Annotated in this window: 15 protein-coding genes; 8 read left to right on the top strand and 7 right to left on the bottom strand. The window is 70.9% G+C overall.

Features of this window, described 5'->3' with window-relative positions; genetic code table 11:
- The first annotated feature begins 4 nt into the window (after positions 1 to 4).
- Entirely contained in the window at positions 5 to 487 is a 483-nt protein-coding gene (locus ACF1CT_RS02890) for a sec-independent translocase (RefSeq protein WP_391781951.1), read from the top strand.
- A 118-nt stretch (positions 488 to 605) separates the two neighbouring features.
- Positions 606 to 1,265: a hypothetical protein gene (locus ACF1CT_RS02885; protein WP_391781950.1), complete on the top strand. Its 660-nt coding sequence runs from the start codon at positions 606 to 608 to the stop codon at positions 1,263 to 1,265.
- A gap of 71 nt (positions 1,266 to 1,336) precedes the next feature.
- Here the strand turns inward: ACF1CT_RS02885 and ACF1CT_RS02880 are convergent, their stop codons facing one another.
- The 3 genes from ACF1CT_RS02880 to ACF1CT_RS02870 form a co-directional block, all read right to left on the bottom strand.
- The gene (locus ACF1CT_RS02880; protein WP_391781949.1) at positions 1,337 to 2,470 is read right to left on the bottom strand and encodes an Mrp/NBP35 family ATP-binding protein; all 1,134 of its coding nucleotides are present in this window, start codon (positions 2,468 to 2,470) and stop codon (positions 1,337 to 1,339) included.
- A 189-nt stretch (positions 2,471 to 2,659) separates the two neighbouring features.
- Positions 2,660 to 3,217 carry a DUF1003 domain-containing protein gene (locus ACF1CT_RS02875; protein WP_391781948.1) on the bottom strand — a complete coding sequence of 186 codons (558 nt, stop codon included), beginning with the start codon at positions 3,215 to 3,217 and terminating at the stop codon, positions 2,660 to 2,662.
- Entirely contained in the window at positions 3,207 to 4,487 is a 1,281-nt protein-coding gene (locus tag ACF1CT_RS02870) for a magnesium transporter MgtE N-terminal domain-containing protein (RefSeq protein WP_391781947.1), read from the bottom strand. Before ACF1CT_RS02870 ends, ACF1CT_RS02875 begins: the two co-directional genes overlap by 11 nt.
- 291 nt (positions 4,488 to 4,778) lie before the next feature.
- Between ACF1CT_RS02870 and ACF1CT_RS02865 the strand changes: the two genes are divergently transcribed.
- A complete protein-coding gene (locus ACF1CT_RS02865; RefSeq protein ID WP_391782172.1) occupies positions 4,779 to 5,543 on the top strand; it encodes a hypothetical protein in 765 nt (254 codons plus the stop codon).
- A 122-nt stretch (positions 5,544 to 5,665) separates the two neighbouring features.
- Here the strand turns inward: ACF1CT_RS02865 and ACF1CT_RS02860 are convergent, their stop codons facing one another.
- Together ACF1CT_RS02860 and ACF1CT_RS02855 are read right to left on the bottom strand one after the other, a co-directional pair.
- The gene (locus ACF1CT_RS02860) at positions 5,666 to 6,187 is read right to left on the bottom strand and encodes a hypothetical protein (protein WP_391781946.1); all 522 of its coding nucleotides are present in this window, start codon (positions 6,185 to 6,187) and stop codon (positions 5,666 to 5,668) included.
- A gap of 97 nt (positions 6,188 to 6,284) precedes the next feature.
- The gene (locus tag ACF1CT_RS02855; protein ID WP_391781945.1) at positions 6,285 to 7,400 is read right to left on the bottom strand and encodes a magnesium and cobalt transport protein CorA; all 1,116 of its coding nucleotides are present in this window, start codon (positions 7,398 to 7,400) and stop codon (positions 6,285 to 6,287) included.
- Between the two features lie 408 nt (positions 7,401 to 7,808).
- On the opposite strand from ACF1CT_RS02855, the gene ACF1CT_RS02850 reads away from it, so the two are divergent.
- Positions 7,809 to 8,426, top strand: coding sequence for a suppressor of fused domain protein (locus tag ACF1CT_RS02850; protein ID WP_391781944.1), 618 nt, complete (start codon positions 7,809 to 7,811; stop codon positions 8,424 to 8,426).
- Between the two features lie 50 nt (positions 8,427 to 8,476).
- Here ACF1CT_RS02850 and ACF1CT_RS02845 read toward each other — a convergent pair whose 3' ends face one another.
- Positions 8,477 to 9,709 (bottom strand): MFS transporter, encoded by a 1,233-nt coding sequence (locus ACF1CT_RS02845; protein ID WP_391781943.1) that lies wholly within the window; start codon positions 9,707 to 9,709, stop codon positions 8,477 to 8,479.
- Between the two features lie 156 nt (positions 9,710 to 9,865).
- Here ACF1CT_RS02845 and ACF1CT_RS02840 point away from each other — a divergent pair, with 156 nt between their 5' ends.
- The 3 genes from ACF1CT_RS02840 to ACF1CT_RS02830 all read left to right on the top strand — a co-directional run bounded on the left by ACF1CT_RS02840 (position 9,866) and on the right by ACF1CT_RS02830 (position 12,460).
- Positions 9,866 to 10,504 (top strand): DUF6758 family protein, encoded by a 639-nt coding sequence (locus ACF1CT_RS02840; RefSeq protein ID WP_391781942.1) that lies wholly within the window; start codon positions 9,866 to 9,868, stop codon positions 10,502 to 10,504.
- 295 nt (positions 10,505 to 10,799) lie between these two features.
- The gene (locus ACF1CT_RS02835) at positions 10,800 to 11,666 is read left to right on the top strand and encodes a PHP domain-containing protein (protein WP_391781941.1); all 867 of its coding nucleotides are present in this window, start codon (positions 10,800 to 10,802) and stop codon (positions 11,664 to 11,666) included.
- 188 nt (positions 11,667 to 11,854) lie between these two features.
- On the top strand, positions 11,855 to 12,460 hold the full coding sequence (locus ACF1CT_RS02830) for a MarC family protein (RefSeq protein WP_391781940.1): 606 nt from the start codon (positions 11,855 to 11,857) through the stop codon (positions 12,458 to 12,460).
- A 77-nt stretch (positions 12,461 to 12,537) separates the two neighbouring features.
- Here the strand turns inward: ACF1CT_RS02830 and ACF1CT_RS02825 are convergent, their stop codons facing one another.
- Positions 12,538 to 12,690: a hypothetical protein gene (locus tag ACF1CT_RS02825; RefSeq protein ID WP_376233816.1), complete on the bottom strand. Its 153-nt coding sequence runs from the start codon at positions 12,688 to 12,690 to the stop codon at positions 12,538 to 12,540.
- Between the two features lie 245 nt (positions 12,691 to 12,935).
- On the opposite strand from ACF1CT_RS02825, the gene ACF1CT_RS02820 reads away from it, so the two are divergent.
- The gene (locus ACF1CT_RS02820; protein WP_391781939.1) at positions 12,936 to 13,823 is read left to right on the top strand and encodes an NYN domain-containing protein; all 888 of its coding nucleotides are present in this window, start codon (positions 12,936 to 12,938) and stop codon (positions 13,821 to 13,823) included.
- The last annotated feature ends 25 nt before the right edge of the window (positions 13,824 to 13,848 follow it).

The raw sequence follows: 13,848 nt of genomic DNA, 5'->3' as shown, positions 1-13,848 counted from the left end.
CTAGGTGTTCAATGACATAGGCGCACTGGAGCTGCTGACGCTCGCGATCCTGGGCATGCTGATCTTCGGCCCGGACAAGCTGCCCAAGGTCATCCAGGATGCTTCGCGTTTCATCCGCAAGGTCCGTGAGTTCTCGGACAACGCCAAACAGGACATCCGTACCGAGCTGGGACCGGAGTTCAAGGACTTCGAGTTCGAGGACCTCAACCCCAAGACATTCGTCCGCAAGCAGCTCATGGACGGCGGCGACGACCTGGGGCTGAAGGAGATCCGGGAGAGCTTCGACCTGCGCAAGGACCTGTCCGAGGTCACCGACGCGGTGAACGGCAGGGAGGGTGCGGCCCTGGAGTCGGCCGACTCCCCGAGCGCGGTGTCGAACGGCGCGGCGGTGCCCGCCAACGGTTCCACCGGTACCCCCGACCTGCTCAAGAAGCGGGATCGGCTCGTGAAGCAGGACCACCCGCCGTTCGACGCCGACGCCACCTGACGGCAGTCAATCCCGAGTCGCCCGGACGGTATGGCTATTCTCCATCTGTCCGGTTGTGAGGACGCCCGTCGGGGGGCGGGCCGCTCCGGACCCGAGGATCGAGGAGGCGGCCGGGCAGATGGAGACGACCAGTCGGGTGGGCGCGGAGGACGCGCCGGACACTGTCACCGCAGAGGGGACGTCGGCGGCCCGGCGCATGGTCGACGGCTTCCTGGCCGCCCCGTTTCCCTGGTACGCGCTGGACGAGGCGTTCACCGGGCCGCGCCGGCTGCTGCACCTGGGTGCCGCCGCCGACGGTCTGGTGCAGCACGGTTCCATCGGCCACGGCGACGAGCCGTCGGTGCGGGCCGACGCGGGTGAGGAGAAGCAGCGGTTCGCCGTCGTCGTGACGGTGGCCAGCAGCCCGGTGCGGCACAGCGGCGACGGTACCGGGGTGCTGGACGCGACCACGGTCTCCTCGGCGGCCTGGCTGGCCGGTTCGGGGCTGCTTGCCTGCACCTGGCCCGCGCAGCTGGACCACGCGCTGCGTGACGACTGGCTGAACCAGCAGACGGAGACGGCGTTCGAACTCGCCGACGATCTGGACGGCCCCGCGTGGTCGGAGCTGTCCCTGCCGGTCGACGGCGTCCCCGTGCCCTTCCACTACCGCGAGTCCGAGTTCGGCTGGGTGCTGGCGGGGTCCGCGCCGGGCGGGGTCCACATCGGCGCGTACGGGCGGGGCATGAGCGCGTACGGGCTCGGCTTCTCGGAGGCCGGCGACGTCACGACCTACGTGTAGCGGAGGTTTCCCGGGGCACCGGACGTGTTCGGTCGTCGCGCACGTCCGGCGCCCCGGGGACGGTTCGGCCGTCAGAACTTGTTGCGCGGGGTGATGCCCAGCGACATGCCGGACAGGCCGCGCCGACGGTTGCCCAGCTTGTCCGCGATGGTGCGCAGCGCCTTGCCGGCCGGGGAGTCGGGGTCGGACAGGACGACGGGCTTGCCCTCGTCGCCGCCCTCGCGCAGCCGTACGTCGATCGGGATGGAACCGAGCACCGGCACCTCCGCGCCGACCGTCCGGGTCAGGCCCTCGGCGACCTTGAGACCGCCGCCGGTGCCGAACACGTCGACCATCTCGTCGCAGTGCGGGCACGGCAGACCGGACATGTTCTCCACGACGCCGACGATCTTCTGATGCGTCTGCACGGCGATCGACCCGGCCCGCTCGGCCACCTCGGCCGCCGCCTGCTGCGGTGTCGTGACGACGAGGATCTCGGCGTTCGGCACGAGCTGGGCCACCGAGATCGCGATGTCGCCGGTCCCGGGCGGCAGGTCGAGCAGCAGGACGTCCAGATCGCCCCAGTACACGTCGGCCAGGAACTGCTGGAGCGCGCGGTGCAGCATCGGCCCCCGCCACACCACCGGCTGGTTGCCCGGGGTGAACATGCCGATGGAGATGACCTTCACGCCGTGCGCGGACGGCGGCATGATCATGTTCTCGACCTGGGTCGGACGGCCGTCCGCGCCGAGCATCCGGGGCACGCTGTGCCCGTAGATGTCCGCGTCCACCACGCCGACCTTGAGGCCGTCGGCCGCCATCGCGGCGGCCAGGTTCACGGTGACCGACGACTTGCCGACGCCGCCCTTGCCGGACGCGACCGCGTAGACCCGGGTCAGCGAGCCCGGCTTGGCGAACGGCACCTCGCGCTCCGCCGTGCCGCCGCGCAGCGAGGCCGCGAGTTCCTTGCGCTGCTCGTCGCTCATCACGTCGAGTGTGACGTCGACCCACGAGACGCCCTCGACGCGGGCGACCGCCTCGGTCACGCTCCTGGTGATCGTCTCGCGCATCGGGCAGCCCGAGACGGTGAGATACACCGTGACAGCGACCACACCGTCAGCATCGATCTCGACCGACTTCACCATGCCGAGTTCGGTGATCGGACGGTGGATCTCCGGGTCGTTCACTGTCGCCAGTGCCTCGCGCACCGCGTCTTCCGTAGCCATATCTCGATAGTACGGGTGCGTGCGGCGTTCGATCAGGGTGGTGGTGGGCGACGGGAAGGCGGGTGCGTGCGGTGTTCGATCAGGGTGGTGGTGGGCGACGGGAGGGCGGGTGCGTGCGGTGTTCGATCAGGGTGGTGGTGGGCGACGGGAGGGCGTACGGCGTCTGCCAGTACGCGCGAGTAGCCTCCGTCAGCGGTCTTCGTCACTCTCGGCCGGGAGGGGCGCGCGCCGGTCGTCCAGGTCCCTCGTGAGGTCCTCCAGCTCGGAGCGGATCCAGTCGCGGGTGGCGACCTCGCCGAGGCCCATCCGCAGCGCCGCGATCTCCCGGGTGAGGAATTCGGTGTCGGCGATGGAGCGTTCGTTCTGCTTGCGGTCCTGTTCGTGGGTGACCCGGTCGCGGTCGTCCTGCCGGTTCTGCGCCAGCAGGATCAGCGGGGCCGCGTACGAGGCCTGGAGGGAGAGCATCAGGGTCAGGAAGATGAAGGGGTACGGGTCGAACCGCCAGCTCGCGGGGGCGAAGACGTTCCACACCAGCCACGCGAAGATGAACAGCGTCATCCAGGCGATGAAGCGCCAGGTTCCCAGGAAGCGGGCGATCCGCTCGGACAGTCGCCCGAACGTCTCGGCGTCGTACTCGGGCAGCAGCCGCCGCGGTGGGGGCTTCGGCTGGTCCAGCCGGAAGCGGGGTGGGCGCACGATGCCCGAGGCGCCCGTCGACGCCGCCCTCGCCCGGTCCTCATTGGCCATGGGCGGCCTCCTCCTCCTCCTCGCCGTGGAAGTCGGTCTCCCGCCAGTCCTCGGGCAGCAGGTGGTCGAGGACGTCGTCGACGGTCACCGCGCCGAGCAGCGAGCCGCTCTCGTCCACGACCGGCACCGAGACGAGGTTGTACGCGGCCAGATAGCTCGTCACGGCGGGCAGCGGGGTGTCCGGGGCCAGCGGGACCAGATCGCTGTCGACGATCGAGCTGACCAGTGCGTACGGCGGGTCCCGCAGCAGCCGCTGGAAGTGGACGGTGCCCAGGTACTTGCCGGTCGGGGTCTCGTCCGGTGAGCGGCACACGTACACCTGGGCGGCGAGCGCCGGGGACAGGTCGGCCTGCCGGACCCGGGCGAGCGCGTCGGCGACCGTCGCGTCCGGCCGCAGGATGATCGGCTCGGTGGTCATCAGACCGCCCGCGGTCCGTTCCTCGTACGACATCAGCCGCCGCACGTCCGCCGCGTCGCCCGGACGCATCAGGGTCAGCAGCCGCTCCTTCTCCACCTCGGGCAGCTCGGCCAGCAGGTCGGCGGCGTCGTCCGGGTCCATGGCCTCCAGGACGTCGGCCGCGCGTTCCTCGGCAAGTTTGCCGATGATCTCCACCTGGTCGTCCCCGGGCAGTTCCTCCAGGACGTCGGCGAGCCGGTCGTCGTCGAGCGCGGCGGCGACCTCCGCCCGCCGCTTCGGGGACAGGTGGTGCAGCGCGTTGGCCACGTCGGTCGGGCGCAGCTGCTCGAACGTGGCCACCAGGGACTCGGTTCCCTGCCCGTCCTCCTCCAGCGAGAACCCGCTGACGGCCGACCACTCGACCGTCAGCGTCTCGCCCTTGCGGCGCAGCGCCCCGCCCTTGCCCTTGCGGACGAAGTACTTGTCGATCTCCCAGTCGCGGCGGGCCGGCAACTGCTGGATGGCGACATCGAGGACGGTGACCTCCTCGCCGGTCTCCACCAGCCGGACGCGCCGGTCCAGGAAGTCGCCGAGCACCAGTCGCTCGGTCGGCCGCCGTTCGAAGCGCCGCATGTTGACCACTCCGGTGGTGATGACCTGGCCGGACTCGATGCCGGTGACCCGGGTCATCGGGAGGAAGATCCGGCGGCGGGTGAACATCTCGACGACGAGGCCGAGCAGCCGGGGCGGCCGGCCGCCGAGCCGCAGCATCGCGACAAGGTCGCGGACCCGGCCCACCTGGTCGCCGTTCGGGTCGAAGACCGGCGCACCGGCGAGGTGCGAGACGAAGACCCGGGGAGCGCCTGCCGCCATGGTGCACCTCCTTCGTCCGTACGGATGCCTCCGCCGTGGCTTCCGCGCCCGCGACGGCCGCACGCGGGCCGCCCCGCGCGGGATTCTCCACGCGCGGACCCTTCCGTGTACGACTTCGCCGTTCGGGCTGTTTGGTAGCCAATGAACCGTTATGACGGGATCAGGCTAGCCCGTACCGCTCCCGCCCGCCCCGGCGGAGGAACCCGTCCGACTCCCCGCCGGACGGCCCGATCGGCACGGGTACGCTGCGGTCTGCCACCCCCGCCGTGCAGATGAGAGGCAGTGCGCCAAGTGACCTCGCCCGTCCCGTCCGTCCGTGCCCGTAGCCGGACCGCCCTCGCCGTCGTGCTCTGCGCGGGGCTGGCCGCCGCCCTCACGGCATGCGCGGGTGAGGACCCGGACGAGGGGACCAACGGCGTCGGCAAGCTCACCGCCGAGCAGATCGAGAAGAAGACGCAGGCCGCCGCCGACACCTCCGACGCGGTGCGGCTGGCCGGGAAGCTGGTCAGCAAGGGCGGCACCTACACGCTCGACATGCGGCTCACGGACGACGGCGGCACCGGTTCCGTCGCGTCCGGGACCAGCACCTTCGAGCTGCTGCGCATCGGCGACGAGCTCTACCTCAAGGCGGACGCGCGGTTCTGGGACCACGAGGAGAAGCCGGGGGAGAGCGGTGACGCGGGCGACGCGGCCGCCGGGAAACTCCAGGACAAGTACGTCAAGGTGCCGGAGGACGATCCCACGTACAAGCAACTGCGCGGCTTCACGGACAAGGAGACCCTGCTCGGCGGCCTGCTCACGCTGCACGGCACCGTCAACAAGGGCGACCGGACGAAGGTCGGCCCGACCCGCACCGTCCAGATCATGGGCGGCAAGGGCGAGGGCGGCACGCTCGACGTCTCGCTGGAGGGAAAGCCGTTCCCCCTGCGGTTCGCGCGCGGCGGTGGGGGCGGGATCGTGAGGCTCTCGGAGTGGGGCGAGGACTTCCCGCTGGAGGCGCCGGCGGACGAGGACACGGTCGACTACGGCAAGCAACTGCCCAAGACCTCGTCCTGAGCCGGCCCGGCGCCGACCGGGGGGCGGGGGCCGGGCAGCCGTCCGACGTGCGTGACGACGGGCGGCCTCCGGTGCGCTGCGCCGCGCGAAGGGGCCCCGGACGGATCGCCGCCGCGCCCCGGTCAGCCCTTGCGCCCGCGCTTCAGCAGCCGCGGCAGCCCGGCAGGCACCGGGCGCCGGGTGGTCGCGGGCGTCGGCAGCGGTGCGGCGGCCAGGGAGTCGTCCGGGAGCCGGGCGCGGCACTCGCCCGGGACCAGGCGCAGCACCCGGCACTCGCGGGCCCACCGCTCCGGCATCCACTCGGCGTCCGGCGCGTTAAGCCGCTTGCCCTTGAGCTCGCCGACCGCGGCCTCCCACTCCTCGGAGTGCGGTGCGAGCTCCGCCACGTCGGCCGTCCAGACGACCAGCCGACCGCCCTTGTCCTTGCTGCGCACGGTCACCTCGGCGACCGACCCGTCGGTGAGACCGGGCGGGAACGGCTGCTCGCCGGGGCCGTCGCCGACCAGGTGAGCGGCACCCTCGTGCCACACGTGCCACAGGGCCCGGGCGGGGCCGGTGCCCCGTACCCAGATGAGCCCGGACTTCTTGGTGGCCTCCTCGACCAGGGCCCGTCCCAGCGACGCTTCGGCGGCAGCAGCAGTCATGCCCCGCACTCTATGCGAGGGCCCGGGCCCCGTACGACGGCCGGACTCGGAGCCTGCCGGGTGACCCCTGACCGGGCGAAGGCCACCCGGCAGGCCCTCAGAGCCAGCCGTTGCGCTTGAGGGTGCGGTGGATGGAGAAGCAGACGAGCCCGATGGCGGCCAGCACGATCGGGTAGCCGTACTTCCAGTCCGTCTCGGGCATGTGCTTGAAGTTCATGCCGTAGACGCCGCAGATCATCGTCGGGACGGCCACGATGGCCGCCCAGGAGGTGATCTTGCGCATGTCCTCGTTCTGCGCGACGGTCGCCTGCGCCAGGCTTGCCTGGAGGATCGAGTTCAGCAGTTCGTCGAAGCCGACGACCTCCTCGTGCACCCGGGCCAGGTGGTCGGCGACGTCACGGAAGTAGTTCTGGATGTCCGGGTCGATCAGCCGCATGGGCCGCTCGCTCAGCAGTTGCATCGGCCGCAGCAGCGGCGAGACGGCCCGCTTGAACTCCAGGACCTCGCGCTTGAGCTGGTAGATCCGGCCCGCCTCCGAGCCGCGCGGGCTGCCTTTCACCGGGGTCGAGAAGACCTCGATCTCCACCTCGTCGATGTCCTCCTGCACGGCACCCGCCACGGCGATGTAGCCGTCGACGACGTGGTCGGCGATGGAGTGCAGGACCGCGGAGGGGCCCTTGGCGAGGAGTTCGGGGTCGTCCTGGAGCCGGTGCCGCAACGCGCGCAGCGAGCCGTGACCGCCGTGCCGGACGGTGATGACGAAGTCCCGGCCGGTGAAGCACATTACCTCGCCGGTCTCGACGACCTCGCTGGTCGCGGTGAGTTCGGCGTGCTCGACGTAGTGGAGGGTCTTGAAGACGGTGAACAGGGTGTCGTCGTACCGCTCCAGCTTCGGCCTCTGGTGGGCGTGGACCGCGTCCTCCACGGCCAGCGGGTGGAGGCCGAACTCCCGGGCGATCCCGGCGAATTCCTCCTCGGTCGGCTCGTGCAGCCCGATCCAGGCGAAGCCGCCCTCCTCCCGTACCTGGAGCATCGCCTGATGCGGCGTGAGGCAGGTGGCGCTCTCCACCCTGCGCCCGTCGCGGTAGACCGCGCAGTCGACGACCGCGCTGGAGGCGGACGGGTCACGGGTGGCGTCGTAGGTGTTGTGGATGGCGTTGTTCCGGCGCAGGGACGGGCGCACGGCGGCGCGCAGGTCGCGGATCATCGACATGGCTGGCTCCTTCACGGAGGGCCGTCGTCGGGCGCGCGGAACAGCCCGGAACGAGGACGTGGCTCACGTCCGCAAAGCGGGCGGCACCGGTGCGACACGAGGACGGCGGTCGCTACGGACAGGCAGAAAAGGGGTGCTCTTCCGTCGTGCGCGATGCCTTGAACCCTGACCGGGAAGGCTTCAGACCACCAGGACGGCGGTGCGGGGCGGAGGAGCGGTCGTACTGCACGATCGACTTCGATCCATTGCAGCCCCACCTCCTCCAGCCGGTCCCCCGTGGGGGATGACGTGTCGTCGGGACCGAGAGCGACGCTTCTGCGTGCTGCCCCGACCAGCGGCCAAGACTATCAGCCGACCGAGGGCCAATCCCTTACTTTGCCCATTCCATACGCGTCCTATGCTCGCGGGATGGGAGAAATTCTTGCTCTGGTCGAGGCCCGGCTGCTCACGGCCCTCGGTGAACCGGACGCGCGCGCGTCGGTGACGTTCCTCGGCGCCGACCGGATCGAGGTGCTCCGCTTCGTCGACGGCGATGTGGTGCGCTACGCCACACTCGGCATGTCCGCGCAGCCGATGACCGACCCGACCGCCTCCGTCGTGGACCCGTCGAAGGGCCCGCGCGCCGAGTTGCTGCTCTCGGTGCGCGCCGGACTCGCCGACACCGACAAGGTGCTGCGCCCGCTGGCGGTGCTGGCGGCCTCCCCGCAGGTCGAGGGGGTGATCGTGGCGCCCGGTGCCTCACTGGACGTGGGCGGGCCGCTCTGGCCCGGGGCGCCGTTCGGTTCCGTGCTGGTCGCCGAGCCGGGCAGGCTGGTCGGGGATCTGGAGCTCGACGGGCCCGTGCCGCGCGGCGACGGGGACGCGGCTGCGGCGACGGACCCGGTGCGCTTCCTTCCGCTGCTGCCGATGACGCCCAACGAGGCCGCGTGGAAGAGGGTCCACGGCGCGCAGGAGCTCCAGGAGCGGTGGCTCGCGCGCGGTACGGACCTGCGGGATCCGCTGCGTGCCTCCGTATCGCTGGACTGAGCCGGAGCGGAACCGTCCGGGCCGGGGGCGCGGACGGTTCGCGAAGGCCCTCAGTTCGCGAAGACGGTGACGCCGTCCTCGGTGGCGTGCTTGGGCTCCAGCTCCTCGGCCTCGTGGGTCAGCGCCGAGCGCCGGACCCGGACCACGACCGCGCCGGCCACGGCCGCGACCGCGGCGACCACGAACGGGATGTGGATGTCGCTCCACTCCTCGATCTTCGGGGCCAGATACGGGGCGGCGGCCGCGGCGAACCAGCGGACGAAGTTGTATCCGGCGCTCGCCACCGGGCGCGGCGCGTCCGACACCCCGAGTGCCAGCTCCGTGTAGACGGTGTTGTTCATGCCGATGAAGGCGCCGGAGACGATGGTGCACACGATGGCCGCGGTGTGGTTGCCGTACCCCAGGACGAGGAGGTCGACGGCGAGCAGCACCAGCGAGGCGCCGAGCACCTTCAGCGAGCCGAAGCGCTCCTGGAGCCGCGGTGCGACGAGCACGGAGAAGACCGCGAGCAGCAGGCCCCAGGCGAAGAAGACCGCTCCCGACTTGTAGGGCGTCATGTTCAGTACGAACGGCGTGAAGGCCAGGATCGTGAAGAACGCGTAGTTGTAGAAGAACGCCGAGGCCGCGACGGAGGCCAGGCCGCCGTGGCCGAGTGCCTTGACCGGGTCGAGCAGTGAGGTCTTCCGGGCGGGCCTGGGCTGCTCCTTGAGGAACGCCGTGATGCAGACGAAGCCGATCGCCATCAGTGCCGCCGTGCCGAAGAACGGATAACGCCAGCTGGCGTCGCCGAGCAGGGCGCCGAGCAGCGGTCCGCACGCCATGCCGAGGCCGAGCGCCGACTCGTACAGCAGGATCGCCGCCGCGCTGCCTCCCGCCGCGGCGCCGACGATCACGGCGAGCGAGGTCGATACGAAGAGGGCGTTGCCCAGGCCCCAGCCGGCCCGGAAGCCGACGAGTTCACCGACCGACGTGGAGGTGCCGGAGAGCGCCGCGAAGACGACGACCAGCGCCAGGCCGGCCAGCAGCGTCCTGCGGCCGCCGATCCGGCTGGAGACGAAGCCGGTGACGAGCATCGCCACGGCGGTGATCAGGAAGTACGAGGTGAACAGGAGAGACACCTGGCTCGGTGTCGCCTCCAGGCCCTTGGCGATGGACGGCAGGATCGGGTCCACCAGACCGATCCCCATGAACGCGACCACGGACGCGCCCGCCGTGGCCCAGACGGCCTTCGGCTGACGCAGGATGCTGCCCGCGCCCTGATCGAACGGATCCTCTCCCGGCATGGGTCGTCTCGCTCTCACTAGATCGTTGCGGTATACACAGAATAAGTTAGAGAGGCTAATGAGTGCAAGTTACATCTAAATCTGCCGGTGAGGGCCACGCTGCGGACGGGTGATCATCCTTGACGCGGCGCCGGTCCTGGAGGACCGTTGGTCGCTATGAGGGGCGAACCCAGTTGCCCGAAGTGCGGAGGCCGGGTCAGGGCGCCCGGTCTTTTCGCCGACACCTGGCAGTGTTCCGTCCACGGTGCCGTGCAGCCGCTGCAGCCGGTCGTCCCACCCAGTGTCGAGGCCCTCGGCGCGGTCGTGCGCCGGGCCCGGGTGCCGGTGTGGATGCCCTGGCCGCTGCCCGTGGGCTGGTTGTTCACCGGGGTGACGAGCGCGGGCGACGAACGCAGCGGAGGCCGGGCCACCGCCGTCGCCTGCTCCGGCCCCGGTCCCGTCGGCGGCATCGGCGAGCTGCTGCTCGTCACCGAGGAACTCGGTGTGGGGCTCGGGGCGCGGTACGCCGGGATCGACGGCCCCGACCCGGGTCCGCACCTGGACGTCGACGGCCCGCCCGACGTCAAGATGCTCGCCGCCGGCCGTCCCACCCCGCTCTGGCACGTCAAGGGAGCCCCCGAGGACCGCGCGGTCTTCGCGGGCGAGGCGCGCGGGCTCTGGCTCTGGGCGATCGTCTGGCCCGAGCAGTCGGGGCTGCTGATGTACGACGAGCTGGTGCTCGCCGATCTGCGCGAGGCCGGCGGGGAGATGGACCTCGTTCCCTGCGGGGCGCTCACGCCCAGGCTGCTCGACTGAGAGGCTGCCGGGTGACCTTCGGCCGGAGAGCGGACGCGGCATGGTGCGTGCGATTCCAGGGCGCCGGACGGGCCCGGTAGCGCAGCCGCTCGGTCGTTCCGGCAACACCGGAAGCGTGTGTGCCGGGACGTGAGCCTCCGAGGGCCGTCCCCGGCGTTTCCCGGGCGCGGTCGGTGGCGGGGGCGGGGCGGAGTGCCGGATGGTCCGGATTGCCCCGGAGCGGCCGGACCCTGTTCGTATGCCGGTTATCCTGGAGCGTCCCCACCGTCCGGCCCCGAGCACTGGAGTACGCGTCGTGCGCATCGACCTGCACACCCACTCCACCGCTTCGGACGGTACGGACAGCCCCGCCGAGCTGGTGCGCAACGCCGCCGCCGCGGGTCTCGACGTCGTCGCCCTCACCGATCACGACACCGTGCGCGGTCATGCCGAGGCGGTCGCCGCCCTCCCCGAGGGGCTCACCCTCGTCACCGGCGCCGAGCTCTCCTGCCGGCTCGACGGGGTGAGCCTGCACATGCTGGCCTACCTCTTCGACCCCGACGAGCCCGAGCTGGCGCGGGAGCGCGAGCTGGTGCGCGACGACCGGGTGCCGCGGGCCCGGACCATGGTGGCCAAGCTCCGGGCGCTGGGGGTTCCCGTCGAGTGGGAGCGGGTGGCGAGCATCGCCGGGGACGGATCGGTCGGCCGGCCGCACATCGCCACCGCGCTCGTCGAGCTCGGCGTCGTCGAGACCGTCTCCGACGCCTTCACCCCCGACTGGCTCGCCAACGGCGGCCGCGCGTACGCCGAGAAGCACGAACTCGACCCCTTCGACGCGATCCGGCTGGTCAAGGCCGCCGGGGGCGTCACCGTCCTCGCGCACCCGCTCGCCGTCAAGCGCGGTGAAGTGGTGCCCGAGTCGTCGATCGCGCGGCTCGCCGCCGCCGGTCTGGACGGTGTGGAGGTCGATCACACCGACCACGACGAGCCGACCAGGGCCAGGCTGCGCGGGCTCGCCCGGGAGCTGGGGCTGCTGACCACGGGCTCCAGCGACTACCACGGCAGCCGCAAGACCGTCCGGCTCGGCGCGTGCACCACCGACCCCGAGATCTACGGCGAGATCACCCGACGTGCGACCGGCGCCTTCCCGGTGCCGGGTGCCGGCGGACCCGGTGCCGTGTGACGGCACGTACGACCTGACCGGGGCCCGAGCCCCGTTCCACCCCGGCGCCGAGGGCGCGCCGCTCCCATCGCGCCGCGTCCCGAACCGCTGCCGCATCCCCGGCCACCGGGTCGCCCCCATGCTTTCCGGGCGCGCTCCTTCCGGCCGTTCCCCTCCCCACCCTCCTCTCTTCTCGCGCAAGGCTCACCGTGTTCGACATCGCTGTCTTCGGATCCCTTTTTCTCACCCTTTTTGTGATTATGGATCCCCCGGGCATCACCCCGATCTTCCTGGCCCTCACCGCGGGCCGCCCCGCCAGGACGCAGCGCAGGATGGCGCTCCAGGCGGTGACCGTCGCCTTCGGCGTGATCGCCGTCTTCGGAGTGCTCGGTCAGCAGATCCTCGACTACCTGCACGTGTCCGTCCCCGCCCTGATGATCGCGGGCGGGCTGCTCCTGCTGCTCATCGCGCTGGATCTGCTCACCGGCAAGACCGACGAGCCGACGCAGACCAAGGACGTCAACGTCGCGCTCGTGCCCCTGGGCATGCCGCTGCTCGCCGGTCCCGGCGCGATCGTGTCGGTGATTCTCGCGGTGCAGCACGCCGACACCGTGGGGGGCCAGATCTCGGTCTGGTCGGCCATCATCGCCATGCACGTCGTGCTCTGGCTGACCATGCGGTACTCGCTGCTGATCATCCGCGTCATCAAGGACGGAGGCGTCGTGCTGGTGACCAGGCTGGCCGGAATGATGCTCTCGGCCATCGCCGTGCAGCAGATCATCAACGGTGTCACCCAGGTCGTCCAGAACGCCTGACCACGAGCGCGGACACCGCTGCGCCCCCGTACGGACCTTCCGTGCGGGGGCGCTTCGTCCTGGTGTGGCGTCGTGCGCTACGAAGCCGAGGATTCGGCCGGGCGGATGTAGATGCGCTGGCCCGTCGCCGCGGCCTGCTGCACGATCCGTTTGACGGAGGCGGCGTCCACGACGGTGCTGTCCACGGCGGTACCGTCGACATCGTCGAGTCGCATGATCTCGAAGCGCAAGAGGCTTCCCTTCGTCTGATCCTCCTGATGGAGAACTGCTGGGAGGACGGGGACCCGTCCGCAAGGATGGGAGCGCCCGACAATCGATGTCCCGCGCTCCACCACTGGAACAACGACTTGCTCACTACAAACATTCCCTACGCTAAGGAAATTTTTTGGATGTCTAAGTATCAGCAGGTCATCGGGCACGCGCGGGCGCCGAGGTCCGCGGCGCCCCGTCCGACGAGGGCCGTGACGAGGACCGCATGAACGAGGCAGAGATGTGTGACCGGCTGGACCGGACCAACGAGTTGCTCCAGCGCGTTCTCGCCGAGGTGTCGAAGACTCCCTCGACCCATGCGATCTTCGTCGACGCGGGTTACGTCTACGCCGCGGCCGGACTGCTCGTCACCGGGACCGAGGACCGCCGTTCGTTCGACCTCGACGCGGAAGGGCTGATCGAGGCGTTCATCGACAAGGCCCGCACGATCTTCGCGGACAGCCGCCTGTTGCGCGTGTACTGGTACGACGGGGCGAGACGCCGCATCCACACCGCCGAACAGCAGTCCATCGCCGAACTCCCCGACGTCAAGGTCCGACTCGGCAACCTCAACGCCAACAACCAGCAGAAGGGCGTGGACTCGCTCATCCGCAGCGACCTCGAATCGCTGGCCCGGCACCGCGCCATCAGCGACGCCGCCCTGATCGGCGGCGACGAGGACCTGGTCTCCGCGGTCGAGGCCGCCCAGGGGTACGGGGCCCGCGTGCACCTGTGGGGCATCGAAGCCGGGGAGGGGCGCAACCAGGCCGAGCCGCTGCTCTGGGAGGTCGACAGCCAGCGCACCTTCGACCTGGACTTCTGCCGCCCGTACGTCACCAGACGACCCGTCACGACCTACGAGGACGACACCCCCGCGCCCTCGCGCGAGAACGTCCGCTTCGTCGGCGCGCAGATCGCCGCTGCCTGGCTGGCCGCCCGGGGCCGCGACTCCCTCGCCGATCTGCTGCCAGGACACCCGTACCTGCCGGGCTCCGTCGACCAGGACCTGCTGATCGAGGCCGAACGACTGCTCCAGCACTCGCTGCGCGGCCACGCCCAGTTGCGACGAGCCCTGCGCGACGGCTTCTGGCAGCACATCCAGGCGCAGTACTGAGCCGAGCGGACGGGCCCCGCGGCGC

Source organism: Streptomyces sp. NPDC014734 (assembly GCF_043083325.1).
Lineage (GTDB): Bacteria > Actinomycetota > Actinomycetes > Streptomycetales > Streptomycetaceae > Streptomyces.
This window is presented reverse-complemented; position numbering and strand designations above follow the sequence as displayed.